This is a genomic window from Streptomyces sp. NPDC058239, assembly GCF_042882185.1.
GTDB lineage: Bacteria > Actinomycetota > Actinomycetes > Streptomycetales > Streptomycetaceae > Streptomyces.
The window spans coordinates 39,775-63,196 of sequence record NZ_JBHVWS010000015.1 but is presented as its reverse complement, the minus strand read 5'-3'; the positions used below and the strand labels follow the sequence as shown (position 1 = coordinate 63,196).

The 23,422-nt window shown below is 68.4% G+C and carries 26 protein-coding genes and 1 pseudogene; 14 read left to right on the top strand and 13 right to left on the bottom strand.

What is annotated here, in order from left to right; translation table 11 throughout:
* The first annotated feature begins 246 nt into the window (after positions 1–246).
* The 5 genes from ACFVYE_RS18490 to ACFVYE_RS18470 all read left to right on the top strand — a co-directional run bounded on the left by ACFVYE_RS18490 (position 247) and on the right by ACFVYE_RS18470 (position 6,350).
* Positions 247–1,734 carry an APC family permease gene (locus tag ACFVYE_RS18490; RefSeq protein ID WP_389606397.1) on the top strand — a complete coding sequence of 496 codons (1,488 nt, stop codon included), beginning with the start codon at positions 247–249 and terminating at the stop codon, positions 1,732–1,734.
* Complete coding sequence (locus tag ACFVYE_RS18485) at positions 1,731–2,747, top strand: acetamidase/formamidase family protein (RefSeq protein ID WP_389606395.1); 1,017 nt, start codon at positions 1,731–1,733, stop codon at positions 2,745–2,747. The genes ACFVYE_RS18490 and ACFVYE_RS18485 overlap by 4 nt, the downstream gene beginning before the upstream one ends.
* A 24-nt stretch (positions 2,748–2,771) precedes the next feature.
* The gene (locus ACFVYE_RS18480) at positions 2,772–3,365 is read left to right on the top strand and encodes an N-acetylmuramoyl-L-alanine amidase (protein ID WP_383977706.1); all 594 of its coding nucleotides are present in this window, start codon (positions 2,772–2,774) and stop codon (positions 3,363–3,365) included.
* Positions 3,366–3,470: 105 nt separating this feature from the next.
* The gene (locus ACFVYE_RS18475; protein WP_383977703.1) at positions 3,471–4,721 is read left to right on the top strand and encodes a GAF domain-containing protein; all 1,251 of its coding nucleotides are present in this window, start codon (positions 3,471–3,473) and stop codon (positions 4,719–4,721) included.
* 105 nt (positions 4,722–4,826) lie between these two features.
* On the top strand, positions 4,827–6,350 hold the full coding sequence (locus ACFVYE_RS18470; RefSeq protein WP_389606392.1) for an aldehyde dehydrogenase family protein: 1,524 nt from the start codon (positions 4,827–4,829) through the stop codon (positions 6,348–6,350).
* 160 nt (positions 6,351–6,510) lie between these two features.
* On the opposite strand, the gene ACFVYE_RS18465 is transcribed toward ACFVYE_RS18470, so the two are convergent.
* Both ACFVYE_RS18465 and ACFVYE_RS18460 read right to left on the bottom strand, forming a co-directional pair.
* Positions 6,511–7,902 (bottom strand): tyrosine-type recombinase/integrase, encoded by a 1,392-nt coding sequence (locus ACFVYE_RS18465; RefSeq protein WP_389606390.1) that lies wholly within the window; start codon positions 7,900–7,902, stop codon positions 6,511–6,513.
* Entirely contained in the window at positions 7,893–8,090 is a 198-nt protein-coding gene (locus ACFVYE_RS18460) for a helix-turn-helix domain-containing protein (RefSeq protein WP_327271084.1), read from the bottom strand. Before ACFVYE_RS18460 ends, ACFVYE_RS18465 begins: the two co-directional genes overlap by 10 nt.
* Before the next feature lie 1,137 nt (positions 8,091–9,227).
* Between ACFVYE_RS18460 and ACFVYE_RS18455 the strand changes: the two genes are divergently transcribed.
* A complete protein-coding gene (locus tag ACFVYE_RS18455) occupies positions 9,228–9,389 on the top strand; it encodes a hypothetical protein (RefSeq protein WP_389606388.1) in 162 nt (53 codons plus the stop codon).
* Between the two features lie 134 nt (positions 9,390–9,523).
* Here ACFVYE_RS18455 and ACFVYE_RS18450 read toward each other — a convergent pair whose 3' ends face one another.
* Positions 9,524–9,832 (bottom strand): hypothetical protein, encoded by a 309-nt coding sequence (locus ACFVYE_RS18450; protein WP_114248552.1) that lies wholly within the window; start codon positions 9,830–9,832, stop codon positions 9,524–9,526.
* A gap of 168 nt (positions 9,833–10,000) precedes the next feature.
* Between ACFVYE_RS18450 and ACFVYE_RS18445 the strand changes: the two genes are divergently transcribed.
* The 3 genes from ACFVYE_RS18445 (at position 10,001) to ACFVYE_RS18435 (ending at position 11,278) form a co-directional block, all read left to right on the top strand.
* The gene (locus tag ACFVYE_RS18445; protein ID WP_389606386.1) at positions 10,001–10,444 is read left to right on the top strand and encodes a hypothetical protein; all 444 of its coding nucleotides are present in this window, start codon (positions 10,001–10,003) and stop codon (positions 10,442–10,444) included.
* Between the two features lie 352 nt (positions 10,445–10,796).
* Positions 10,797–11,000: a hypothetical protein gene (locus ACFVYE_RS18440; protein ID WP_382229502.1), complete on the top strand. Its 204-nt coding sequence runs from the start codon at positions 10,797–10,799 to the stop codon at positions 10,998–11,000.
* On the top strand, positions 11,000–11,278 hold the full coding sequence (locus tag ACFVYE_RS18435) for a hypothetical protein (protein WP_198676994.1): 279 nt from the start codon (positions 11,000–11,002) through the stop codon (positions 11,276–11,278). Before ACFVYE_RS18440 ends, ACFVYE_RS18435 begins: the two co-directional genes overlap by 1 nt.
* Positions 11,279–11,283: 5 nt before the next feature.
* Here the strand turns inward: ACFVYE_RS18435 and ACFVYE_RS18430 are convergent, their stop codons facing one another.
* The 4 genes from ACFVYE_RS18430 to ACFVYE_RS18415 form a co-directional block, all read right to left on the bottom strand.
* Positions 11,284–11,583, bottom strand: a complete 300-nt coding sequence (locus ACFVYE_RS18430) for a hypothetical protein (protein WP_389606384.1) — start codon at positions 11,581–11,583, stop codon at positions 11,284–11,286.
* A gap of 131 nt (positions 11,584–11,714) precedes the next feature.
* Positions 11,715–11,963 (bottom strand): hypothetical protein, encoded by a 249-nt coding sequence (locus tag ACFVYE_RS18425; RefSeq protein WP_389606382.1) that lies wholly within the window; start codon positions 11,961–11,963, stop codon positions 11,715–11,717.
* 274 nt (positions 11,964–12,237) lie between these two features.
* Positions 12,238–12,657: a TetR/AcrR family transcriptional regulator gene (locus ACFVYE_RS18420; protein ID WP_389606380.1), complete on the bottom strand. Its 420-nt coding sequence runs from the start codon at positions 12,655–12,657 to the stop codon at positions 12,238–12,240.
* Between the two features lie 72 nt (positions 12,658–12,729).
* On the bottom strand, positions 12,730–13,758 hold the full coding sequence (locus ACFVYE_RS18415) for a hypothetical protein (RefSeq protein WP_189282203.1): 1,029 nt from the start codon (positions 13,756–13,758) through the stop codon (positions 12,730–12,732).
* Between the two features lie 307 nt (positions 13,759–14,065).
* On the opposite strand from ACFVYE_RS18415, the pseudogene ACFVYE_RS18410 reads away from it, so the two are divergent.
* Positions 14,066–15,804 (top strand): annotated as a pseudogene (locus ACFVYE_RS18410) (helix-turn-helix domain-containing protein).
* Positions 15,805–16,053: 249 nt separating this feature from the next.
* Positions 16,054–16,311, top strand: a complete 258-nt coding sequence (locus tag ACFVYE_RS18405) for a hypothetical protein (RefSeq protein ID WP_114248547.1) — start codon at positions 16,054–16,056, stop codon at positions 16,309–16,311.
* A 121-nt stretch (positions 16,312–16,432) separates the two neighbouring features.
* Here ACFVYE_RS18405 and ACFVYE_RS18400 read toward each other — a convergent pair whose 3' ends face one another.
* On the bottom strand, positions 16,433–17,008 hold the full coding sequence (locus ACFVYE_RS18400; protein ID WP_114249521.1) for a helix-turn-helix domain-containing protein: 576 nt from the start codon (positions 17,006–17,008) through the stop codon (positions 16,433–16,435).
* A 180-nt stretch (positions 17,009–17,188) separates the two neighbouring features.
* On the opposite strand from ACFVYE_RS18400, the gene ACFVYE_RS18395 reads away from it, so the two are divergent.
* Both ACFVYE_RS18395 and ACFVYE_RS18390 read left to right on the top strand, forming a co-directional pair.
* Positions 17,189–18,175, top strand: coding sequence for an alpha/beta fold hydrolase (locus ACFVYE_RS18395; protein WP_389606378.1), 987 nt, complete (start codon positions 17,189–17,191; stop codon positions 18,173–18,175).
* A gap of 86 nt (positions 18,176–18,261) precedes the next feature.
* Positions 18,262–18,684 (top strand): recombinase family protein, encoded by a 423-nt coding sequence (locus ACFVYE_RS18390; RefSeq protein WP_229846527.1) that lies wholly within the window; start codon positions 18,262–18,264, stop codon positions 18,682–18,684.
* A 206-nt stretch (positions 18,685–18,890) separates the two neighbouring features.
* Here the strand turns inward: ACFVYE_RS18390 and ACFVYE_RS18385 are convergent, their stop codons facing one another.
* From ACFVYE_RS18385 to ACFVYE_RS18375, 3 genes are all read right to left on the bottom strand, one after another.
* Positions 18,891–19,343, bottom strand: coding sequence for a DUF5707 domain-containing protein (locus ACFVYE_RS18385; protein WP_114248545.1), 453 nt, complete (start codon positions 19,341–19,343; stop codon positions 18,891–18,893).
* A gap of 576 nt (positions 19,344–19,919) precedes the next feature.
* On the bottom strand, positions 19,920–20,249 hold the full coding sequence (locus ACFVYE_RS18380; RefSeq protein WP_389606375.1) for a TetR/AcrR family transcriptional regulator C-terminal domain-containing protein: 330 nt from the start codon (positions 20,247–20,249) through the stop codon (positions 19,920–19,922).
* A 180-nt stretch (positions 20,250–20,429) separates the two neighbouring features.
* Positions 20,430–20,750 (bottom strand): hypothetical protein, encoded by a 321-nt coding sequence (locus tag ACFVYE_RS18375; protein WP_389606373.1) that lies wholly within the window; start codon positions 20,748–20,750, stop codon positions 20,430–20,432.
* Positions 20,751–20,994: 244 nt separating this feature from the next.
* Here ACFVYE_RS18375 and ACFVYE_RS18370 point away from each other — a divergent pair, with 244 nt between their 5' ends.
* Positions 20,995–21,645: a hypothetical protein gene (locus tag ACFVYE_RS18370; protein WP_389606371.1), complete on the top strand. Its 651-nt coding sequence runs from the start codon at positions 20,995–20,997 to the stop codon at positions 21,643–21,645.
* A 64-nt stretch (positions 21,646–21,709) separates the two neighbouring features.
* Here the strand turns inward: ACFVYE_RS18370 and ACFVYE_RS18365 are convergent, their stop codons facing one another.
* Positions 21,710–22,126, bottom strand: a complete 417-nt coding sequence (locus tag ACFVYE_RS18365) for a hypothetical protein (RefSeq protein ID WP_389606369.1) — start codon at positions 22,124–22,126, stop codon at positions 21,710–21,712.
* Between the two features lie 4 nt (positions 22,127–22,130).
* Positions 22,131–22,961, bottom strand: a complete 831-nt coding sequence (locus tag ACFVYE_RS18360) for an IS5 family transposase (protein ID WP_389606367.1) — start codon at positions 22,959–22,961, stop codon at positions 22,131–22,133.
* Positions 22,962–23,422: the final 461 nt, after the last annotated feature.

Here is a 23,422-nt window from a genome sequence, read left to right as displayed (position 1 = left end):
GGCTCTCCCGGTCGCGGAGCCCGCGTTCCCCGTTCGCCGTCCCCGCATCCGTTTCTCACGGCAGCCCTGGCCATGTGCCGGGGTCGTCCGCGTCCATGATCCGGCGGCTTCCCCCCGCCCACGCACCCGAATTCGGGCTCCTGCCGTCTTCCGCCACTTGCGCGGCGCCCGTACGGTAGGGCGCGCGAGACGCTCGACCGTACATCGGAGAACACCTTCCGGTCATCGGACAAAGGGAGCCACGGGGTGTCGGGGGATTCGAGCAGCGGACTGTTGCGCGATGCCATCGGGCTGCGCGAAGTCCTTTTCCAGAGCATCACGGCGATGGCGCCTGCCGCCGCCATCGCCGCGTCCATTCCGGCCGGAGCCGCGTTCGCGGGCGGCAGTCTGCCGCTGTCCGTGGTGGTGGCACTGGTCGCCTGCCTGTTCACCGCGTCGTGCGTCGCGGAACTGGCGCGCCATCTGCCTGCCGCCGGTTCGGTAGCCACCTACTCCGCCCAGGGGCTGCATCCGGCCATCGGTTTTCTCGTCGGCTGGGGCTATGTCTTCGTCGAGGCGCTGGTGCCGGCGCTGTTGCTTCTTCAGCTCGGCTTCACCACAGCGGGCACCCTGCACCAGGAGTGGTCGTCCTACCCGGCGGACCTGTGGTGGCCGTGGTCGCTGCTGGGTGCGGTGATCATCGCGCTCGCCGGGTATTTCGGAGTACGGGCCTCCGCACGGTTCGGAACCGTGCTCGGCATTTTCGAGGTGCTCGTCTTCGTCGCCTTCGCCGTACTGCTCATCGGGCAGGCAGGCTCGGACAACACCCTGTCGGTGTTCGGCACTTCGCACACCGCGGACGGCTTCGACGGCATCAGCGGTATTTTCGCCGGATCGGTCTACACCGTGCTGGCCTTCGCCGGCTTCGAGGCCGCGGCGCCACTCGCCGAGGAGACGAAGAACCCGCGGCGCACGATGCGGCGTGCGGTGCTCGGCGCGGCGCTCTCCATCGGCCTGGTGTACGTCCTCACCACCTATGCAATGTCCGTATACTTCGGGCCCGACAGGTTCGCCGGATTCGGCGCTTCGGGCGCGGCGTCGTGGGAGGGCGTGGCCCGCGCCTCATTCGGGCTGTTCTGGGTGCTGCTCTTCCTCGCGGTGGTCAACTCGACCGTGGCCAACGCCAATGCGTGCGCCAATGTGTCGACCCGGACGGCGTTCGCCCTCGGCCGCATCGGGGTGTTCCCGCAGGCCTTCGCGCGGCTTCATCCGCGCCGCCGCTCCCCTGTCACCGGAGTGGGCGTGCAGTTCGTGATCGCGGTCGGCGCGGCGCTCGGACTGGGTTTCGCCTACGACCCGGTGACCGCGTTCGTGCTGCTGGCAACCGTGATCGTGACGGTGATCATCGGTGTGTACATCGTCGTGAATCTGGCTTGCGCCGGGTACTTCCTGCGCCGGCGGCGCGACGCGTTCAGCCCCGTGCTCCATCTGCTCTTCCCGGTACTGGGCATCGCGGCGTTCGTCCCCGCGCTGCTGACGGCCGCCGGGATTCCGGCCTTCGACTTCGTCTCCGAGCTGAGTGCGCCCGTCTCGTACGCCGGTCCGGTCGTCGGTGTCTGGATGCTGATCGGGATCGTTGTGCTGGCGGTGCTGCTGCGCAGACATCCGGAGCGGGTGGCACAGACCGGACGGATCCATCTTGACAACGACCCGGAGCCGGCCGGGGAACCCGAGACAGGAGCAGTGCAGCGATGAACGACCCCCGAATCCTGACCGTCCGCCCCAAGGAGGGCGAATACGCCTGGACCTTCGGCGGAGCGGCGCCGGTCGCCCGTATCGAGCCGGGAACGTTCCTCGATGTGTACACGGAGGACTGCTTCGCCGGCCGGGTGCGCTCCGAGAAGGACCTGGTCTCCGAGGTCTGTGAATTCCCCTTCCTCAACCCGCAGACCGGCCCCTTCCATGTGGTGGGTGCGGAGCCCGGCGACACGGTCGCGGTGCATTTCGTGTCCGTCGAACCGGCCAGGGACTGGGCCGCCTCGACTACCGTGCCCCTCTTCGGGGCGCTCACCTCCACGCACACCACGGCGTCACTGCAGGCTCCGCTGCCCGAGGTGGTGTGGATGTGGCAGCTCGACCGGGCTCGCCGCACCTGTCTGTTCAGCGCCCGGGACAGTGACATCCAGGTGGAGCTGCCGATGGATCCGATGCACGGCACGGTCGGGGTGGCGCCGGCCAATCTGGAGGTACGCTCCGCGCTGGTTCCCGACGCGCACGGCGGGAACATGGACACACCCGAGATGAGGGCGGGCGTCACCTGCTATCTGGGCGTCAATGTCGAGGGTGCGCTGCTGAGCCTCGGGGACGGTCATGCCCGTCAGGGCGAGGGCGAGACCTGCGGGGTCGCCGTGGAATGCGCGATGAACACGGTGGTGCTGGTCGAGCTGCTGAAAGGTGTCACGACACCGTGGCCGCGGATCGAGTCCGACACTCATCTGATGTCGACCGGCTCCGCCCGTCCGCTCGAAGATGCCTTCCGTATCTCGCAGTTGGACCTGGTGCAGTGGCTGGCGCGCGACTACGGCCTGTCCGAACTCGATGCCTATCAGCTGGTCAGCCAGGCAGGTGAGGCGCCGTTGGCCAATGTGTGCGACACCAACTACACCTGTGTGGCGAAGATCCGCAAAAAGTGGCTGCCCACAGGCGATCCCCATCACGGACTCCACCGTCATCTGCGGGAGACTGCGGCACTGCTGTCCAGCCCCTGATCCACTTCCCCCACAGGAGTGTTCATGCATCGCAGAAGGATCCTTCAGGGCGCCGCCGCGACGGCGGCCGCCGCGCTGATCCCGGCCTCCGCCCGTGCCGCGGCTTCCACGGCGGCAGGCGACACCGACTATCCGCTCGCCCACTGGACACCCGCGTCCACGTCCAACTTCACGGCGTCGACCCGCCCTTCGGCGTATCCCATCCAGTACGTGATCATCCATGTCACCCAGGAGACGTTTCCGAACACGATCGGCATCTTCCAGAATCCGGCGAAACAGGTCTCCGCGCACTATGTGGTGCGCTCGGCGGACGGCTATGTCGCCCAGTGCGTCCGGGAACAGAACATCGCCTGGCATGCGGGCAACTGGGACTACAACACGCGCAGCATCGGCATCGAGCACGAGGGCTGGGTGGACCAGCCCTCGTACTTCACCAACGCCATGTACGAGAAGTCGGCGCTGCTGACCGCCTCGGTCTGCGACCGTTACGGCATCCCCAAGGACCGTGCGCACATCCTCGGCCATGCCCAGGTCCCGGGCACCGACCATACCGATCCCGGCCCGAACTGGGACTGGGTGCGCTACATCCGTCTCGTCAACCTCTACGGAACCGGCTGACGCACCTTCGCCGCCGCGTCCGATTGCTCTCCGCACCGTGGTTGTCGCAGACGTCGACTGCGGCCACGATGGGGTGTGCACGACGCCCCTGAACGGGAGGGTGAGTTGACGGATCCCTGGGTGGCCCTGGCAGCCGATACGGACCCCGGTGAACGGCTCGGCCAACTGCGGCACGCACACGAGGTGTTCACCACGGCCGGACGGCTGGAGCGGCCGGTGCGTCCGGTGGTCGGCGAGTCGTGGCGGCGCTCGGCCCGGGCCCGGGTCAGCCCGGACGGTACGGCCCTGGTCGAGCTGGGCGCGGACGACCTCGGGCCGTACCGGGACGGGCATCCTCTGGCCCCCGCCATGCCGCTGATCCGTGAGCTGATGAGCGCGTACGCGACGGACGGCGAACACCTTCTCGCGGTGTGCGACGCACACGGCAGACTGCTGTGGGTCGAAGGACACGCGTTGACCCGACGGGCCGCGGGCCGGATGAACTTCGTCGAGGGCGCCCGCTGGGCCGAGTCCGTGGCCGGGACGAACGCGCCGGGTACCGCCATCGCCGTCGACCGACCGGTGCAGGTCTTCGCCGCCGAGCACTTCCTGCGGCCGGTCCAGCAATGGACGTGCGCGGCGGCGCCGCTCCACGACCCGCACACGGGACGGGTCCTGGGCGCCGTGGACATCACCGGTGGGGACCGGCTCGCGCATCCGCACAGCCTGGCGTTCGTACAGGCGGTGGCACGCGCCGCCGAGTCGCAGCTGGCACTCCTCGCGCCCTCGCCGGCCGGGGAGACCGTACAGCTCAGTGCGCTCGGCCGGGACGAGGCCCTGCTCGTCGCGGGAGGCCGCAAGATCCCGCTCAGCAGGCGGCACAGCGAGATCCTGGTGACGCTGGCCCGCCACCCCGAGGGCCTCGGCGGCGACGAACTCCTCGTCGAGCTGTACGAGGACGAGTCGGTGACCCCGGTGACGCTGCGGGCCGAACTCTCACGACTGCGGCGACTGCTCGGCCCCGAACTCCTCCTCTCCCGCCCCTACCGTCTTTCCGCGCCGGTCGACGCCGATTTCGACACAGTGGCGCGCAGACTGGCATCCGGGGCGGTGGCGGCGGCACTCAGCGCCTACGCGGGTCCGCTGCTGCCGGGCTCGCAGGCACCGTCTGTCATCCGTCTGCGGCGCCGGCTCGACGAGCAGCTGCGGGCAGCGCTCATCGCTCGCGGTGACCCGGGGCTGCTGGCCGACTGGGCGTACAGCCCCTGGGGCGAGGACGATCTCCCGGTCTGGCAGGCGTTCGCCGCGGCCGTGCCCGCGGGACAGCGGCCCGCGCTCCTCGCCAGGGCCCGGGCACTGGACACCGAGCAGCGGTAGCCGCTCCCCCGCCGCCCACGCAACGGGGTTGCAACGTCGCGCTGCCTACCCTCACGCCAAGGGCCGTCCAACGGCGGGCGGCACCGGATCCGGGAGGCCACAGAGATGACCCGTTACGCTGCGCCGGGCACCGAGGGCGCCATCGTCTCGTACGAGTCCCGCTACGACCACTGGATCGGCGGCGCATACGTCCCGCCCGCCCGTGGCCAGTACTTCGAGAACCCCAGCCCCGTCAACGGCCGCCCCTTCACCGAGATCGCCCGCGGCAGTGCCGAGGACGTCGAACGGGCCCTGGACGCGGCACACGCCGCGGCCCCCGCATGGGGAGCCACCGCGGCAGCCGACCGCGCCTCGGTCCTCAACAGGATCGCCGACCGGATGGAGGCGCACCTGCAGGAACTGGCGGTCGCCGAAAGCTGGGACAACGGCAAGCCGGTACGCGAGACCCTGGCCGCAGACATCCCCCTGGCCATCGACCACTTCCGCTACTTCGCCGGTGCGCTGCGCGCCCAGGAGGGATCGCTCAGCGAGATTGACGACGACACGATCGCGTACCACTTCCACGAGCCGCTGGGCGTCGTCGCGCAGATCATTCCGTGGAACTTCCCCATCCTGATGGCGACCTGGAAACTGGCCCCGGCGCTCGCGGCGGGCAACGCGGTGGTCCTCAAACCTGCCGAACAGACCCCGGCCTCCATCCACGTATGGCTGAAGCTGGTGGCCGACCTCCTTCCGCCCGGCGTCGTCAACATCGTCAACGGCTTCGGCGCGGAGGCCGGCAAACCCCTCGCCTCCAGCCCCCGTGTCGCGAAGATCGCCTTCACCGGTGAGACCACCACGGGGCGGCTGATCATGCAGTACGCCTCCGAGAACATCAAGCCGGTGACGCTCGAACTGGGCGGCAAGTCGCCGAACATCTTCTTCGACGACGTGTGGAACGCGGACGACGACTTCCGCGACAAGGCCCTCGAGGGCTTCACCATGTTCGCCCTCAACCAGGGCGAGGTCTGCACCTGTCCGTCGCGCGCACTGATCCAGCGCGGGCACTACAGCGAATTCCTGGAGGCGGGCATCGCCCGCACCGAAAAGATCGTGCCCGGACACCCGCTGGACACGGACACGATGATCGGCGCCCAGGCCTCCAACGACCAGTTGCAGAAGATCCTTTCGTACCTGGACATCGGCCAGCAGGAGGGCGCGAAGGTCCTCACGGGCGGTCAGAGGATCGAGTACGACGGGGAGCTGGCGGGTGGCTACTACGTCCAGCCGACCATCTTCGAGGGCGACAACCGGATGCGGGTCTTCCAGGAGGAGATCTTCGGCCCGGTCGTGGCGGTCACGTCCTTCTCGGACTTCGACAACGCGATCGGAACGGCGAACGACACGCTGTACGGCCTCGGGGCGGGCGTATGGACCCGCGACATCAACACCGCGTACCGGGCGGGCCGTGCCATCCAGGCAGGCAGGGTCTGGACGAACTGCTACCACGCGTACCCGGCCCATGCCGCCTTCGGCGGCTACAAGCAATCGGGGATCGGCCGCGAGAACCACAAGATGATGCTGGAGCACTACCAGCAGACGAAGAATCTTCTGGTGTCGTACTCGCCGAAGAAGTTGGGCTTCTTCTAGACGTCAAAAAAGGGCGCCTGAACAGGTGTTTCACCTGTCAGGCGCCCTCCATGGAGCGCATCTAAGCCACGGGGTGAAGTACGGAGAAACTCCCGATATCTCCCACTGCTATCCCACCTCTGACCAGCTGTTCCGGGGCATTTCCGGGCCAAGGCCCGGCTCATGTGTCCTCTGCACTGCGGTCCTGCCCCTCCCACCTTCGCATCGACCCCTCGATCAGGCTGTTGGCATGGTTCCGCGCCTCGGCCAGAAACTTGGCGTAGTAGCGGAAGAGGACCTGGATGCTCTGTCCGGCGCGGCGCGCACACTCTGCCGGGTCGACACCGGAGGCAAGCCAGAATGAGATCCCTGCGTGGCGCAGGTCGTAGGGGCGTTTCGCCAGCTCAAGGGCGTGTTCGTCGAGAGTCAGTGCGGCCTCGCGCGCACGCCCCCATGTGATGTTGTACGCGGAAGTATCGACGTAGTTTCCCGCACCATTGCGGAACAGACGTCCATCGGGTGCGACACCGAAACTCTCTATGTGCTCGCGCAGCATGCGCACCAGCACAGGCGGGATAGGCACGGGCCTCGTCGCCTTGGCCGCGCGTCGCTTCAGTGAGTGGACCTCGTGAACGGCACCGTCGTTCGTCCACTCCTTCCCCGCCGTGACGACCCCGCCCTTCAGGTTGAGGAGCCCCCATCCAGTCGTTGGCAGTCGGCACTGGGGCTTCTGCAAGTGAATAACCTCAGCAGGACGCATCGCGGCGTAGTACATGCAGCCGAAAAAGGCGTACAGGTGCGGGCCTCGACCGGGCAGAGCCCTGACCGCAGCAAGCAGGCGGCCCACCTGCGCCGGATTGGGCACGCAGTCCGGATCGACTTCGTCGGCAACTTCCGGCGCAGACCACCGCAGGCCGGTCAGCGGGTTCTGGGTGAAGTACCCACGTTCCACTGCGACCCCGAACACCTCGTTGACGGCAGCTCTCTTGCGCTTCACGGTCTTCGCTGCAGCGGCTGCCCCATCGACCTTGCGGCACAGAGCGTCGAGTCCCCGGCGCAGCACATCGGGCTCCGCCAACTCGCTCACGGGCAACGAATGGCGCTCCAGCCAATCCAGTGCTGCCTGCCACTCCTCGGGCGGATCCCCCTTCCAGGCTTTTTTGTTGAAAGCCCATGAATACAGTGCCCTCCGCAGTTCACGAGGTGCCCGGGACATGTGCTCTGGCTCAACAAAGGCTGGAGTGATGGTCGCGAGAGCGTCGGCAAGCGTCCGACGTGTATTTCCCGGCGTACGGTCCCAACGCTGCTCGATGTACTCCCTCGCCAGGACATACCAGGTGGTGCGCTGTTTCAGGGCCCGGAGCTCGGAGGCCGGCAGGCCCGTCCTTGTATCGAACGGCTCGCCGTCGCGCGCGGCAGTCACGAGCTTGGAACGTCGGCTCTCCGCAAGGCCCTTCGTGAGAAAGGACTCGGATTTCTCCCGCCCATTGACGGTCCATCGAACCTCGAACCCCTTGCGACGGTCGGGCCGCTCCCGGGTGTCCCAAAATCGAACTCTGTAGCTCATTGCCATTCAGGCGTATCCCTCTCACACGCTTCCCACCACGCGTCTAGATCGACGCGGCGGCAGCGGAGTTCACCATTCGGAAGTTTGATCATTCGGGGCGCATGACCGCGAGCGCGCAAGCGGTAGAACGCTGACGGGCTCATTCGGATTTCCGCCAGGACCTCGGCGAGTTTGAGTGCGGGAGGGCGAGCCATGTTTCCCCTGAAGATTTGAACGAGTCGCCAGACACTGGGCGGCACAACAGAGCTAACTCAGTTGAGCGTTGGCAAGGAAGTTCACCGCGTCCGCACAGCTCCACCGCCAAGCGCAGCCCCTGCGAACTCCTCAATGGTCGCGACGATCGCCGGTTTGGCTAACCGGCGATCGTGGTCTATGTTGCGTGCCACATCGCCAGAGTCCGGTTGCTCCCACGCTGGCTTCGGCTAGGAAGCCAGCCGGTATGAGCGCAGGGCGGGGGTCGCGCCGTCCGTGACGATTACCAGCAGACCGTCATCAGTGAGTCGGTCAAGATTTCGCGCTACGACACACTCAGGAGCCCTAATGGCACGGGCCACGTGTCGAGTTGCAGAACCGGGGTGCGCTGCAACGTGTGCGAGGACGGCCCGGTCGCGGCGATAGCTGCGTTGCAGTAGATCCTCGCCGAACAGGCCGGCCGCGCAGACGCAAACGCACAGCCCAGTGGACACGGCGCCGTAGTCACCGGCCGTCTGGCCGGACCAAGCGCTCAGTGCGCCGAGCCCGCACAGGACAGGGGAAGTGAAGCGGGCGGAGCGAATAGCGGAATCCGGCAGGCGACCTCCTAGGTAGGGGCGACGTCAGAAGACGCCCGGTGTGGGCGGCAGTTCTGACCTGTTGTTTTCCGGGACGTTGTACGTTGACATGCTCCCGGCGGAGGTTTCCAGTCCTTTGGAGTTCTTTCGTGTCTGCCGTGGGCGAATGCCTGCCGACAGCTGCGTGGAGCCCTTCTGTCACGGAGCCGCTGAGGCGCAAGGCATGCCGGCGCCTTCGCCATGAAGCCGCTGCACGTGCCTCGTCGACGAAAGGACCTTCACCGTGCTGTCGAAGCGACGCGCCACCGTGGAAGACAGGCTGCCGTCTGACTGATCCAGGCCGGTGGGTGAGTCCCGCCCACCTTGACCGGTAGCGACCGACTGTCTGCGTGCGCTGGACGGCTGGGTAGGGTCGCGGTACCCGAGCTGGAGAGGTAGTTGCATTCTGCTCGTGGGCCCCTTGCACGCTCGGGAGTGTCACCAGGCACAACGCGGGGAAGAGCCCGCTGGCTGTCCCGCCTCCCCGATGGCTACCGTCTCGAAGGCTCGCCCGATCACGACATGCTGCGGATCGTCACCACGGAGCCCGCCCCTGCCCTCCTGACCGGATCCGGTACCCCGCAGCATCTGGTGGTCGGCGTGGTAGTCCCCGTGAACACCACGACCGCGCAGGCCGGGGACGGCGTCCTGCGGGCCATCGTCGACGAACTCAGCGCACCGTAGGGTGCCGGTGCGAGCGGTTCAGGGCTCGGTACTGATGCCCTGGTATCCGGGCCCGAGCCCGCGCCGCCTCTCCCGGGGCCGGGGCAGCTTCCCGGGTGCGGCCTGTTGTCCGGTACGGGCCATCTTTCCTGGGCTCAGGCCCTCCGTCGGGTATGTGGGCCGTTGTAGACGAACGGGCCTGCCCAGATCACGTGCCCGTACGCGATTCTGCGGAGCAGGCTCCACTCGGCAGCCACTGCGGCGAGGGCCTGCCCGGTGGTGCTGGTCTCGCTGTCACGTCGGTCCATCACCTTGCATAGCGTGGCTGTGACGTGGCTCAGCATCTCTCGGTGCTCGGCTGATGCAAGGTGCGGGGACACCCAGGCCAAAAGGCCGTCGACATCGGACTTGGTGAGATGCTGCGCCCCACGGCAGACCGGCCAGGTTCCGGCGTCTGTGTTCATAGCGGCATTCTCTCGCCAGGCGAACACCCCGTCACGCCCCGCCCCGGTGCGACCCGCACACCCGCCACCACACCTGACCAGTCTTGATGAGGGTCACCGTGTTCGCACCGTAGATCGAAGTTGTGTGCGGGCCTGGACGGGGGCGGTGTCCCGGACCAGGCTGTGTGAATGAACGACGAAGACGCCGCCCCCGAGGAAAATGACCATGCGGTCAAAGTGGCTCTCTACATGGAAACGCTCCAAGCTCGGATGGACCCGGACCAGTACGGGGCTTTGGCCCAGGCTCTGCACGAAGCGTTCCATCTGCTGGCTCAAGGCCACGAGGGCACCATCAGCTCCGATGACGACTCCTCATTCACGCCTGAGATGAATCGCGAGTCCGCGACCGTGCTGACGATCCTGCTCACCGGCAAGATGGACCAGCGGGTCGTTGAGGTGCCCGGATCCGACGGCCACTCCGGATTCGTCCTCATGGATCCTGAAGAGGCCGACGACCCCGCCAAGGTGCAGGAAGTGCGGGACTTCATCGACCAGTGGACCACCGAGCGCGAAGCCATGGACATCGAGCTGGACGGCATCGCGCGGGCCAGCAACCCGAGCATCGACGACTGAGCACTGTCGGCCAGGCCGCCTGGTATCGATCAGCGCGAGCACCTCCGTAGCAGGCCGGACGGCCCCGAAGCGCAGGCAGTTCAGCTCACGCGAAGCGCGAGAAGTGCGATTCCTGCGGTGGCGGCGCGGTGTTGGTAGGCGCGGAGGCCGGGGGCGCCGGGGGGTGCGGGCTGGCGGGCGTTGCGGTGCCAGTGGCCGGTGAGTGCGGCGAGGAACGCGGTGGAGGCCAGGGGGTCTGTCGCGGTGGCGGGGTGTTCGTCCAGCAGGCGGGCGATGTCCTGCGGGGGGTGTCCGGCGAGGACGAGCTGGGGGCGAGGGAGACGGCGTCGATGCAGGCGGGTCCGGTAGTGGCGTGGGCCCAGTCCACGAAGGTCACCCCGCCGGACTCGGCGCAGACGGCCGGCGCCGGATCGGCGCGCGGGCCCGGACCATCGATGAGTACTTCGAGGACGAGCGCCCGCTGCTGCTGCCGCTGCCCGAAGAGCGGTTCGAGACGGGGCGGGTGCTCACGCCACGGGTCGACCGCTACAGGTCGACACCACCCGCCTGGACGTGATGGCCGTCGGCGAGGACGGCCGCGCGGTGCGCCCGGAACTGACCATCGCCCTGGATGTGGCCACCTGGTCGGTGGTGGCGGCCGTGCTGCGCGAGGAGAGCACCCGGGCCGTGGACGCGGCCCTGCTGTCGCCGAGATGGCCGTGCCCCATACCTCCCGGCCCGGCTGGCCCGGCCATCTGCGCCTGGCCCACGCCGCCGTCCCCCACACCCGGCTGCTGGCCCTGGACGAGCGGCCTGCAGCCGCTGCACCCAGCCACAGCAAGGCGCGGCGGTTGAGATGGTCAGACCCGCTGGGTCTCCGCACCAGGCGCGTGTCCTGCCGGTTCGGCCTTCTGTGCCCGGAGTTCCCTGACCTCAGCCTGAAGGTCGGTGAGTTGCCGGTGAAGTGCCTGAATCGCCACGATCGCGACGCCGTTGGCATCGGTGCAGCAGATCGTCCTGTCGTCGGCTCCCAGTCCGAAGTGGGCCCGCCAGTCCTGTGCCATCGGCCCCAGGTGGCGCACCTTGTCGTCCTCCCACCGGTACCGCCATGTGCTCACCGGTAGGCCGATCATCGCGGCGAGGACATCGAACCCGTTCACGCCGTCACCCGCCTCTGCGACTGTTTCCCCGGAGGCTGTCGACGTAATTCCGGCGGGATTGGGTGTGTCGGGGTGCAGGCGCGCCTGGTAGGCCCGAATGCCGGCGGTCCGGGCGCGGTGGAGGCGTTCGGTCAGCGATCCCATCGCACCGGGCTCACGCTGGTCTTTACGGCCCGGTCGGAGAACAGCAGACTGCCCAGCGGGACGAAGTGAACGGAGGCCCCGGGGTCGTCGCCGACCGGGGCGGCGCTCTGCTCCACCGCCTGCACCTGCGCGGGCTCGGCGGCCTCGGCAGCCGAGGCCGCGCCCAGGCACACCGAAACGGCGGCGATCGCAGCGGAGGACACTGCGGCAAGTCGGCTAGCTGCGGTAAAAGACATGAAGCACGCTCCGGGTCAATCAGAGATCAGATCAACCAGGCAACGACACCGCGCCCCGTCGGTCACGAACAGCACGACCACACGTTGACTACTGCTCTGTAAAGCCAGCTGGAACAGGGGCGAGGAGATCGGCGGCGCCGTCCTTGTGCACGCCAACGTTTTGACACTGATTGATGGGCCTGATCCGGCTGCGAATCTCCGCTGATCGATCTTGCTCATCAATCGGTCGACAGATGGACGTCCGCACCCTCGGGCTCGGGCACGGACAGCCAGGTCAGGACGGCGCCGCCGGGACGTGGACGATCTGGGCCGCGAGGCCCTCTTCCACACGCAAGAGGCCCGCAGCAGCGATGCGGCGGATTCGCTCCATGAGGAATTCGAGGCCGATCCGGAAGACGGCGGTGGACCGAGTGGGTTCGCCGTACATCAGCGTGTACAGCGCGGGGTTGGCCAGCCCGAACTCGACCACGATGTCCCAGCCGTCGCGCAGTTCCATGACCGGGTCCTGCGGGGCGGGATCGATCTGCTGCTTGGCGGCCAGGAACCGGGTGAAGCCGTACTCGGCCACCGCGTCCAGCAGCCCCTCCTTGTCACCGAACAGCCGGTACAGGGCCGGCGGCTGCAGGCCAGCGGCGTCGGCGACCGCCCGGGTAGTGACCGCATCGCGGCCCCCACGCTCCAGCAGGTCCGACAAAGCCCCCGGCAGCCGCTACGCCGTGTCGGTGCCGGGACACCGCGCGTCGGGAGGCCTCCCACCGGGCGGCCGTCAGGTCGCCTGCGCCCGTGCGGTGGGGGTGTGGCCGTCCTGGGCTTCCTGGGCGCGTTCCGCCACCATCTGCGCCAGCACCTCCAGTGTGGCGACCTCGTAGTCATCGTTGGCACCTTCCTCCCGCACGGCGGCGACTACGGTGCCCACGCGAACGAACGCTTGCCCCTCCCCCTTCGAGAGTTCGAGAGCGTACGCCTGGTCGCCGAAGGCCGGTATCGCCAGCGGCTTGGACTCGCTCTTTCGTCCCATCCGCTGCTCGATGTCGTCGTAGACGCGCTGGGCGTCATCGGCCGAGGCGCAGGCGATCACCGCGAAGGAGGCGGACTGGTCGTAGGGGTTATGGAAGGCTGACTGGGCAACGCTCAGGATCCCCGCACACTGCTGCTTCTCCGACATCTCGGAGCAGGCTTCGCCACCTGACGCGAGACTTGTCGTGGACGTGCTGGTCCAGCCGGTCGGCATGGCGTGCAGGTCGGGTGCGATGGCCTTGACCGTCGCGGTGTCCTTGAGCACGGTGACCCGGTGCCCGGCGCCGGGAACCGGCGCGCCTTCGTCGCCCGTCGCGAGCCGGGCCAGCCCGTACACGGCCAGGGCCAACACGACGACCACCGCGACGACCGCCACGAGCGCGCCCGGGTCGCCCTTGCGGATCTTGGTGACTGCTTGGTTGCCGAGCACGAAGGTGCCGCGAGCCCGGCCCCCACGGTCAATGCTGATGCCACCCACGTTGGTGGGCTGCTCGGTCGGCTTCGGCGGGGCAAGGACACTCGCCAGGTACGCGGCGAACGCCGGATCCTCGGCCAGTACTTCCGACAGTTTCTCCCGCAACCGCGACCGCGCGTCGGAGTCGTCCGGTGTCCGTTCGACCTCCGATACGGCTTCCTCTCCCTGGGCCACGTCCCGCAGTCGGCCGCGCACCAGGTCGATGACCATGCCGCCGGCCGCTCCGCCGGCCGCGGTCGTCGCGGCAGCCGCGGCTCGCGCCACCGCGTCCACCGCCGCGGCCGCCAGATCCGCCCCGTCCATCCGTGTCCTCCGTTCCCTTGGATCCACCGGTCGTCGCCTGGCACGGGCCGGAGCCCTGTAGCCGCTGGTGCTCACCCTGTGCCGAGTCGGTGGGTCCGCATATGAATGCGTGGATCCTTGTCTCCGCTGAACAGAGCGAGGGCCCTCGAGGCGTCGAACGTGAATGGATCCACGACCGCGCCCGGTCGAGAGCCCGTGCTCCTGGCAGGTGGAAGTCCTGCGGTCCCCCATCGCGTCCAAGTGTCGGGCTGCCGAAGTTTGTTGCGCAGGCCCTCTCGCGCGATGAAACAATCTTCCGCTGTCGACGATGGCGAACGGTGCGAGCAGCCGGTCCGCCCACGGCGCGAATTCCTCTTGCGGGCGACACGACGGCGCGATTTATTCAGAGGCCGCTACGGGGAAAGGCAGGAGTGCCATGGGCCGACACGAGAATCCGCTCGACGCTTCGGCGGGCCCGGTCGCCGGGCTGGCGGGCGCCCTGCGTCAGCTCCGTCATGACGCCGGCAGCCCCCCGCACCATCAGATGGCCCGTCGCTGCTCCTACTCGGTCGCCACCCTGTCCCGGGCTGCGGCCGGCAAGCAACTGCCCACCCTCGCCGTCCTCCTCGCCTACGTCGAGGCATGCGGCGGCAGCACCGACACGTGGGAGGCGCGCTGGCGCCACGCGTCGGAGGAACTCACGGCACAGCACCTCGGTCAGGGGATTCCCCCGTACAAGGGACTCGCCCGGTTCGACCACACCGACCACGCTCTCTACTTCGGCCGTGAGCGACTCGCCGACGACCTGTGGGCCCTCACCCGCCGGCAACGTGTGGCAGCACTTCTCGGCCCTCGGGGAGCGGTAAGTCCTCTCTCCTCCGTGCGGGACTCGTGCCCCGGCTGCGACAGCAGGAGAGCGGTCCGGCACGCCCTGCGGCGATCCGTATCATCACCCCCGGCGAGCGCCCGCTCGCCACGCACCGCTCGCTCCTGTCGTCCGCGGACGCCCATCTGTCCGACACCTGCCTGATCGTGGACCAGTTCGAGGAACTCTTCACGCTGTGTAAAGATCCGGTCGAGCGGGAGGAGTTCGTCGCGGCTCTCCTCTCGGCCCGGGAGCCGGCCGGCCGTCTCCGCGTTGTCCTGGGTGTCCGCGCGGACTTCTCCTCGCGCTGTCTGGAGTATTCCGGCCTCGCCGCGGTCATCCGCGATGCAAGCCTGACCGTGACCCGCATGAGCCCTGCCGAACTGCGTGAGGCCATCGTCAGACCGGCGCGGGTACACGGGCTGGTCGTCGAGCGTGCTCTGACGGCCCGGCTCACCGCCGATGTCGCAGACAACGGCTTCGCGTTGCCGTTGCTGTCTCATGCTCTCCTGGAGACCTGGAACCGGCGGTGCGGCCGTACACTCACCCTGGATTCCTACGAACAGGCCGGCGGTCTGCAAGGGGCGATCGCCCAGAGCGCCGAGGGCGTCTACACGCGGCTCGACACCATCCAGGCGAACATTGCACAGCGGATCCTGCTGCGGATGATCACCCCAGGAGCCGACGGCGCCCCCGACACCCGTCGCTCTGTCACTCGGGCCGAACTTGCAGCCCTGGGCGGCGGCCAGCGAGCGGACAAGGTGCTGGAATCGCTGACCCGGGCCCGGCTGATCACTCTCGACGGGGCCACCGCCGGCCTCGCACACGAAGCCCTGATCAACGCCTGGCCCCGACTGAGCGCCTGGATCGAGCAGGACCGCGAGAAACTTCGCTTTCAGCGCTGGTTGACCGAGGCCGCCGGCGCCTGGGAAGCAGTCGGGCGGGAGCCCGGCGTGCGGATCTCACCGGTTCGCCTTACCCAGCTCGACGCACACGCTTCATATGCCCGCCGGGATGAACTCACGCCCCTCGAATCGGACTTCCTCGCCGCCGGCATGGCCACACACCGCCGCACCCTGCGCAACCGTCGTGCAACACGCGCCATGGGATCCCTGCTCGTCGCCACGACCACACTCGCTGCGGCCATGGCCTGGAAACAACAGCGACTACTCCAGGAACACCCGATGCGGCCCACACGGTGAAGCCGAACCACCCCCTGCCAGAAGGCGGCGAACTCGTGTACCACGCACCCGCGAAGCCGGCGAGCGAGTCGGCCCGGCTGGCCCGTTCCGTCCTGAGCGCGAAGGGCATCACCTACGCCAAGGCGCACGTGAGCGATACCGAGAAGGTGTCTCTCCCACAACAGAATCTGGTCGACGTTTCCAACGGGCGCCTGGCCAAGACCAGCCCGTGGGGCCACAAAGGGTGCGCGGGTCGCGCTCGACACACGGATGCTCAACGGTGTCCTGAAGCTCGGCACCCAGTACCACTACAAGTTCGAGATCTCCGAGTTCGTCGGCGGAAAGCACAGCCGCACCTCCAAGCACTACGCGGGCCGCGCGGTCGACGTGACCTGGATCATCGGCCGCCACGTGGGCAAGAAGGCCGATCACCGCGGGCTCATGAATGCCTGCCGGAAGCTCGGCGCCACACTGGTCCTCGGGCCGGGCGACAAGAACCACGACACCCACGTCCACTGCCAGTGGTAACCCGCCTCCAGCACACCGGGTGACCTGTGAAAACTCCCGCTCCTCCGTGGTGCAGGAACCGTGGGTCCCCAACGGCAGATCCCCGGCCCGGCACCCTGCGGTCAGGACGCTGTGCTCCGCACTACCGGGCCCCGCGGCCGGGGGCTGGAGGGGTGCGCGGTCGTAGGCGCTCTCCCTGGGGCCCGAACATGATCAGGTATTCGACCGGTTCTCCGGGGCCGGCGTTCGCGACTCCGTGCGGGGTGCGGGTGTCGAACTCGGCGACGTCCCCGGCACTCAGGACGAGGTCCTGCTCGCCAAGTGCGAGCCGCAGCCGCCCGTACAGGACGCACAGCCATTCGTAGCCGTCGTGGGAGACCTGCCGCGGCCGCGCCGGCGGCGCGTCGACGGCGGGTAGGACGTGCTTGTGGGCGTGCAGGCCGCCGACGTACCGGGTCAGCGGCAGCACCGCCTTGTCGTCGCCGAAACGCTGCGGCATCGGGGTGCGAGGCTCGGCCGCGGGGGCGGGAGCGGTGCCGGCCAGTTCGTCCAGGGAGATGTCGTACGCCTTCGCGAGTTGCAGCAGCACCTCCAGGGTCGGCTTGCGCCGGCCGGTCTCGATCCGCGACAGCGTGCTCAGCGAGATGCCGGTCGCGCAGCTGACGGCGGTGAGTGTGGCGCCGCACTGCTCGCGCGCGGCCCGCAGCCGGGGGCCCATCGCCGCCAGCGTGTCGGCTGTGCCGTCGTCCCTCACCGTCGCCCCACTCCCTCCGGCCGTGCCACCTCCACCGCCCTGTCCTGCCAGTTTGCCAGGATGGCAAGGGTGCTCGCGTCGGGCGGCCGCCGCGTCGCATGATCGGTGGGTAACCGCGTCCGCCCGCGAACCGAGGAGAAGTCCATGCACCCCGAGCCGTCCGCCGACCTGCGCCACCGAACCATCGAGGCCCCCGCCGGGCGCCTGCACCTGGTCGAGCAGGGCACCGGCCCGCTGGTCCTGCTCGTACACGGCTTCCCCGAGTCCTGGTACTCCTGGCGCCACCAGCTCCCGGTCCTCGCGGCAGCGGGATACCGAGCCGTGGCGCTCGACGTGCGCGGCTACGGCCGCTCCTCCAAGCCCGCGGACACCGACGCCTACCGGATGCTCGACCTGGTGGAGGACAACGTCGCCCTGGTGCGCGCCCTCGGTGAGGAGAACGCGGTGGTCGTCGGCCACGACTGGGGCTCCAACATCGCTGCGGCCTCCGCCCTGCTCCACCCCGAGGTCTTTCGCGCCGTCGGACTGCTGAGCGTCCCCTACGCGCCGCCCGGCGGCCCCCGCCCCACCGAAATCTTCGCGCAGATGGGCGGCGACCAGGAGTTCTACGTCTCCTACTTCCAGGAGCCCGGCCGGGCCGAAGCGGAGATGGAGCCCGACGTCCGGGGCTGGCTCGCGGGCTTCTACGCGGCCCTGTCCGCCGACACCATGCCCGCCCATGGCGAGCCCGACCCGCACTTCGTGGCCCGCGCCGGCGGCCGGCTGCGCGACCGCTTCCCCGGCGGCAAGCTGCCCGCCTGGCTGACCGAGGACGACCTCGACGTGTACGCCGGGGAGTTCGAGCGCACCGGCATGACCGGCGCCCTCAACCGCTACCGCAACATGGACCGCGACTGGGAGGACCTCGCCCCGCACCGCGGCGCCCCGATCAAGCAGCCGTCCCTGTTCATCGGCGGCGCCCTGGACGCCTCCACCACCTGGATGTCCGACGCGATCGACGCCTACCCAGCCACCCTCCCCGGCCTGGCCTCTACCCACATCCTGGACGGCTGCGGGCACTGGATCCAGCAGGAGCGTCCCAAGGAGGTCAACCGTCTGCTGACCGCCTGGCTCGCTTCCCTCCAGGGCTGAATCGTCGGGCGTGCCGCGGCCGGGCGCCGTCGCAGGAGAACCCCGGCCGGCACACCCGAGAGCAGTGCCCGAAGCCCGACCTCGTCATGCAACTGCTGCGCGAGAGCGACACCTTGGAGGTGGCCCGGCCCGACCGGCTCTCCCGCTCTGTGCTGCACCTGGTGACCCTCGACGCCGAACTACGCGAGCGCGGCATCGGGCCGCACGTCATCGAGCAGGGCATCGACACCGCCACCATGGAAGGCCGTGTGATGTTCGGGGTGCTGTCAGTGCTCACCGAGCTTCAGCCAGAACTGATCGTGGCGAATACGAACGACGGGCTCAAACCCCCGCACGAACCCGCGGACGGGGCGGCGGGCGCCGGCCCAGGCTCACCGATGGCCAGACCGCGCTCGCCCAACGGCTCTGCGAAGAGCGGGAGAAGACCGTCCAGCAGATCGCCGGCATGTTCATCGGAGAATCCGGCAGTGACCGCGACGGGGCAGGCCGGCAGGTCGATCAAAACCTGAACCCGCACTCGGGCGCGCCTGGTCAGCCAGGTGAAGTCATGGGCACCTGGGCTGCCGTGCGGCTGGCTGACTTCGGACTCCTCACCGCCTACTGTCATCCGTCGCCGTTCGCCGTCCGGCATCGCAACCTGTTTGCCACTGCCGGGGAAGTGCGTACGGGCGCGCGTCGGCGCCGGCACTTGCTCTCGACCCCGTGCGCGTCCGGGTCACCGGACGATGAAACCGGCCGCCTCGGTGTCCAAGGTCGTGGTGCCGTCCTGCGCGGTGGCCAGGACGGCGACATGCCAGGCACCGCGCGGGGACGACTCGGCGTCGGCACTGGTGACCTCGGCGGTATAGGTGCAGCGCACGGTGTCCTGACCGGAGGGCTTGCAAACGGCCGACTCCACTGCGGCCATGTCCTTGGCGGTCAGCCCCTTCTTGGCCAGGGACGAGTCCTGCGGCCAGGCCAGCACCTTCACACTCTTGACACCGGAGGAAGCCGTGACATCGGTGGCGAAGGCCAGCGAGCCGTCCCGGTCCCCGTCGGGAGCGGTGTGGCGAACAGTGCTGTGCGTCAGCACCGGAGCCTGCTCCGCAGCCTGGGCGAAAGCGAAGGCACCAATACCACCGAGAAGAACGACACCAGCAACAACGGACAAGGCAACACGTCGGGACATGGGATTCTCCATAACTGTCTCAGCACTGAGTCGGGTCCGCGCCGCTCTGATCCGACGCTGTGCCGATACTCCCCGCGCGAGGATTCGCCGGACATGAGCGCGCATACTCAAACCGACCTGAGTGGTCGGTCGGGGGATTCCGGGGTACGGGCGTGCGGCTCGGCGTGCACGGGGGCGACAGACATCTCCTCGGCGGGCGCGGGGGGCGTTGCTGCGTGGCCTGCTTCTGCGGCTTTTGTTGCTGTGTACTCCTCGGTGCCGGCCGTACGTCTGCGTCGGCCGGTCTGGCCGGTGGGCCGGTCTGGCCGGTGGGCCGGTGGGCCGGTGGGCCGGTGGGCCGGTGGGCCGGTGGGCCGGTGGGCCGGTGGGCCGGTGGGCCGGTGGCGGACCGTACGCGGGCAGCGGGGTGTCGTCGCGGAACGACGTCGGGGTGTGCCGCGCGAGGGGCGTCTCGGACAGGTACGCCCGGGCGACGATCTGCTCGGCTTCGGCAGCGTACGGGATATTGCCCGGAAAGTGGCGGCGGCTTCGTGACCGGGGCTGACGGTGCAGTGTTCTTTCGTGCTGCCCAGCCTCCTACATGGTTCGGTAGGCCCGGAGGAAGGTCCGCACTCCCTCGACGACGAGTGGCCGCACGCGGGTGTCCTCCGCGGCATTCGCGGAACCGAGCCTGTCCAGCGTGACGCCGAAGGTCAGCGCGATGAACTGGTCGGCCGCGAGTCGAGGGTCGGGGACGTCGAGCAGCCCGGCCGCGGCAAGGGCGGCGAGCCGCTCGGCGAGTGCCTCGTCGGGGGTGTCGGCCATGGAGTTGTAGCCCCGGTGCGGCAGGTGGCCGGATTCCGTCCGGACCAGTCGTTGCAGCGTCGCGTACTCCGCTGAGCCGAGCATGTCGGTCGCGATGCGCATCGAGAACGTGACCAGGGCGTCCTCGAGGTCGGCGTCCTCTGCGAGGTCGGTGAGGGTGTCGTCGAGGGTGCGCCGGATCGTGGTGATCAGTGACTCGCCGACGGCGTCGACGACTGCTTGCAGCAGCGGTCGCCACTGATGCTCGTCACAACACCATCATCCACAGGGGACGATCATCGTTCAGATGAGGCCCATGAAGTCGAGGAAGAACCACTTCTCGTACTCATACCGCTCGCGTAGTGCGAATGTTCCGTCTGCCACGAGATCCTTGCCGTCCCACCACCATCGTGGCTTCGCATCGAGAGCCTCTGGATAGTTGAAGAGCTCGTGAGGAAGGGGTTGCTCATCGAAGTTACTCGGAGGCATCCAACCCTGCTCGCCGACGATGACGCCCGCGACGGCATCGGCCGTGAGTACGAAGTCGGGAGTTTCGTCGTCGTTGAACGTAAGCCGCCATTCGCGCTCGTGCAGCCAATCCGCGGAGCCAGGTTCGTAGCGCACTCGCCGACTGCGGAATCGGGCTGGCATTCCATCAGTCGCGAGCAACTCCTCGTCCGAGAGATAGAGCACTGGCCGGGCGCCAGCGGCTATGAGAGGGCATTCTGAACCGGTATGCCCGACTCTGGCGTTGACCGGGGGGTGAGGCGCTGTTCGGGCGATCGCGTGGTCCTTCGGAGGCTTCTACAGTGTCCCGATTGGAGGGGTCGGGCGAGGATCGGTAGATCAGAAGGGTCGGCTCAAGGACGTGGTGCAGATCGAGCGGTTGGCGGACCTGAAGCCCGTCCATCAGCGTCAGGCTGCCGTCCTGGCCCTGTGGCGGTGGCGTGCGCCCGTGTTCGCGTTCGAGCTCGATGCAGAGTGGGGTGTCGATCAGGCTGCATTGGAGTCGCTGTTCCAACTGGCAGCTTCACCTGCGAGTGAACAGTCGGATCGTGCATTCCAGCAAGCGATCGCCGAGCTGTGTACGGCCCCGCTCTTCACGTCTGAAGTCGACCCGGACACGGTCCAGCTCTTCCAGCTGGAGACCATCAGCAGCCTGCTGACCTTCGGCGAGTTGCTGGACAAGCCTGGCGTGGACGTAGCAGAGCGAGTGGTCGAGGGCTCGGCCGGCCTGGCGAACTACCTTGATGACCTCGTCGAGGGCTCGTTCTACTCGCACCCCTCGGAGGAAGCCCACCGCGACTACCTCGCGAACCTGGCGTACCAGGCGGGCGAGGGGTATTTCGCGTCACGCAACTTCGCCGTCGAATCCGCCTGCCACGGCGCTCTCCGGGCTCTCCCCGACGCCGCAGGCTTGCCCGACTCGTTAACCGGTCGCGAGTTGCTCGCGCTGTGCGAAGACTTCGGCGAGGAGCTCATCACAACGATGCGGTGGCTCCGCGCGACGGGCCACTAGCGATCGCGTCGTGAGCCGGATGACGAGTGCGGCAGCCGTGACGTGCGGCTTCATGCGGGGGCGGCTACGGGCGGCGCTGGACGAACAGGCCCGGTTCGGTCTCGGCAAGGACGCCCAGGCTGACCAGGCGCTTGAGCTTGTGCCGGGTGCTCTCGATGCTCTTCGGCGTGAGCGGGAGGTCCAGGGCCTGGCACAGGTCGCGAGCGCGCTTCGCCCCGTGGGTCTCGGCGAAGGTGTCGAGGATCTGCTGGTAGGCCGGGTGGGTCGGCAGGGTGGGCGGCTCCTCGGTCGGCCCTGGGGCACTCGGCGGAAGGGCGAGGAGCGTCTTGCGGGTCACCGCCAGGTTCTCGATCTCCTCGTCGAGTTCACGCAGGCGCGCGGTGAGCTCATCGATCTGCGTGCGGAGCTGTTCCGCGGCTGTGCCGAGCTCGCGTTCGCGTGCGTCGATCCGCTCCAGGAGCGGCGCGACCTGGGCGTCCACGTGGTCACCCGCGCCAGGTGAGCGCGGTCTGGCCGGTGAGTCTGCGCGCTATCACGTCGATCATGGCCCAGCGCACCCTGGATTCGGAGGACTTCGGCCTGCTCTCGTAGTCCCGCACGAGCCGCCGGAACATCATGAGGATGCCGAGCGTCTGCTCCACGATCCACCTCTTGGCCTGCGGGACGAAGCCGGTGCTCTTGTCCGCGGGGTTGCGTTCGACGATCTCGACGTCGATGCCGATCGTGGTGCCGTGCTCGACGACGGTCTTCTTGAAGCCCTGGTCCACCAGGGCCTTCTTGATAGTGCCCATGGGGGCGACCTGGCCGAGCAGCGCGACACCGAACGCATTGTCGTGGGCGCTGGCGGCCAGCACGGTCACGGCGACGACCAGGCCGAGGACGTCCACCGCCACCCCGCGCTTGCGGCCGGGCACCTTCTTGGCCGCGTCCTTCCCGGTCGTGGCCGCGGGCACGTTCACTGCCGCGTGGACGCTCTGGGTGTCGATCACGACCAGGCTCGGATCCTCCGCCCGCCCGGCCTTCTCCCGGACCTGCCAGCGCAGCAGGTCATTGATCTTCACGTCCGTGCCGTCGTCGCGCCAGGCCGCGAAGTAGTAGTAGACGGCCGACTTCGGGGGCAGATCGTGCGGGAGGTAGTCCCACTGGCAGCCGGTCCTACCCTGGTAAAGAATCGCGTTGACGATCTCCCGCATCTCGTACCGGCCCTGATGTCCCGTCGGGGACGGGTGGTCGGCCTTCCAGGCCGCAATCAGCGGCTCGATCAGCGCCCACCGCTCATCGGACAAGTCGCTCTTGTAGGGCTTGCGGTCGCTCACCCGAATAGCCCAGCAGGACCAAGCTGCGCGACCGGCCTGAACCACCCAAACGCACACGATCAGGCGACCACAAGACGGTCATAGCTGCTCAGAACGTCCTCTGAGAGCCTCGCGGTCGAGTAGAAGCGCCCAAGGCTCGTACGGCCCGCGCGGGCCAATGCCGTCGCGAAGCAGGACCCGACGAGCGGCATCGGAGGGCTCGCCCAGGCAGACCACAGCCTGGCTCTGGCGGTACGGCACACTCCCGCGAATCTTCCCTTCACGGAGGATGCCCACCAGTCGATCCTCGGCAGTCCCAATCGCATGAGCCGGGGGACGGTCGTCGATGCTTCGAGGGCGTCCCGTGAAGTGAACGAGAGTGCCGGGAAGGTCAGGGTGAATGCCTACGCCGGGTGAGGGCCTCATACGTCTCCTTCGCGGTTCGACAGCAGCAGAGTATGGCCAGGGGCTCGTCGAGGTGA

Coding starts and splice junctions, on each gene's coding strand:
- ACFVYE_RS18470 (WP_389606392.1), top strand. CDS start 4,827: ATGACCCGTTACGCTGCGCCGGGCACCGAGGGCGCCATCGTCTCGTAC.
- ACFVYE_RS18425 (WP_389606382.1), bottom strand. CDS start 11,963: ATGTCTTTTACCGCAGCTAGCCGACTTGCCGCAGTGTCCTCCGCTGCG.
- ACFVYE_RS18400 (WP_114249521.1), bottom strand. CDS start 17,008: ATGGGCCCCCGGCTGCGGGCCGCGCGCGAGCAGTGCGGCGCCACACTC.
- ACFVYE_RS18395 (WP_389606378.1), top strand. CDS start 17,189: ATGCACCCCGAGCCGTCCGCCGACCTGCGCCACCGAACCATCGAGGCC.
- ACFVYE_RS18405 (WP_114248547.1), top strand. CDS start 16,054: ATGCTCAACGGTGTCCTGAAGCTCGGCACCCAGTACCACTACAAGTTC.
- ACFVYE_RS18435 (WP_198676994.1), top strand. CDS start 11,000: ATGGCCGTCGGCGAGGACGGCCGCGCGGTGCGCCCGGAACTGACCATC.
- ACFVYE_RS18445 (WP_389606386.1), top strand. CDS start 10,001: ATGAACGACGAAGACGCCGCCCCCGAGGAAAATGACCATGCGGTCAAA.
- ACFVYE_RS18480 (WP_383977706.1), top strand. CDS start 2,772: ATGCATCGCAGAAGGATCCTTCAGGGCGCCGCCGCGACGGCGGCCGCC.
- ACFVYE_RS18455 (WP_389606388.1), top strand. CDS start 9,228: ATGCTGCGGATCGTCACCACGGAGCCCGCCCCTGCCCTCCTGACCGGA.
- ACFVYE_RS18465 (WP_389606390.1), bottom strand. CDS start 7,902: ATGGCAATGAGCTACAGAGTTCGATTTTGGGACACCCGGGAGCGGCCC.
- ACFVYE_RS18390 (WP_229846527.1), top strand. CDS start 18,262: ATGCAACTGCTGCGCGAGAGCGACACCTTGGAGGTGGCCCGGCCCGAC.
- ACFVYE_RS18385 (WP_114248545.1), bottom strand. CDS start 19,343: ATGTCCCGACGTGTTGCCTTGTCCGTTGTTGCTGGTGTCGTTCTTCTC.
- ACFVYE_RS18460 (WP_327271084.1), bottom strand. CDS start 8,090: ATGGCTCGCCCTCCCGCACTCAAACTCGCCGAGGTCCTGGCGGAAATC.
- ACFVYE_RS18485 (WP_389606395.1), top strand. CDS start 1,731: ATGAACGACCCCCGAATCCTGACCGTCCGCCCCAAGGAGGGCGAATAC.
- ACFVYE_RS18415 (WP_189282203.1), bottom strand. CDS start 13,758: ATGGACGGGGCGGATCTGGCGGCCGCGGCGGTGGACGCGGTGGCGCGA.
- ACFVYE_RS18380 (WP_389606375.1), bottom strand. CDS start 20,249: ATGCGCATCGCGACCGACATGCTCGGCTCAGCGGAGTACGCGACGCTG.
- ACFVYE_RS18450 (WP_114248552.1), bottom strand. CDS start 9,832: ATGAACACAGACGCCGGAACCTGGCCGGTCTGCCGTGGGGCGCAGCAT.